The organism is Thermococcus sp. CX2 (assembly GCF_012027555.1).
GTDB lineage: Archaea > Methanobacteriota_B > Thermococci > Thermococcales > Thermococcaceae > Thermococcus.
On record NZ_SNUQ01000013.1, the window covers coordinates 1 to 385 of the forward strand.

Below are 385 nucleotides of genomic sequence, written 5' to 3' on the forward strand. Positions count from 1 at the left end.
CTCTTCGTAGACTATTTTGATAATGTGTTCCTTTGGACTGACTCCTGCCGGAGGTTTCTCCTCCAAAGCCCTTTTTTCAATGGTTTTTGTGAGTTGAAGGACTAACCTGACGTTTACATCGGCCTGTATGAGTGCCCTCTGAATGTCTCGCACAACTTCCTTGATGGTAGCCTCATCAACGGTTCTCGCCCTCGCGAGTTTTCTAAGGGCGTCGTTAAGAGCCTTCCCCAACTTTTCAAGTGCCATGTTCTCTCCCCACTCATTAGGGGGATTCTGGACTTATAAAAGGTTAGGTTCTGGAGGTGAAGTGCCTTTCGTCCTCTGCCGATTTTGACTGGATGTCTAAGGTAATTTTGGTGATCGTCGATTTTGAGGGCAATGACCT

1 protein-coding gene is annotated in these 385 nt (G+C 47.0%); it reads right to left on the reverse strand.

The genetic code is table 11. From position 1 onward, the window contains the following. Positions 1-246: signal recognition particle receptor subunit alpha (locus E3E23_RS09915; RefSeq protein WP_206205717.1), on the reverse strand; the 246-nt coding region annotated here is incomplete at its 3' end. Between the last annotated feature and the right edge of the window lie 139 nt (positions 247-385).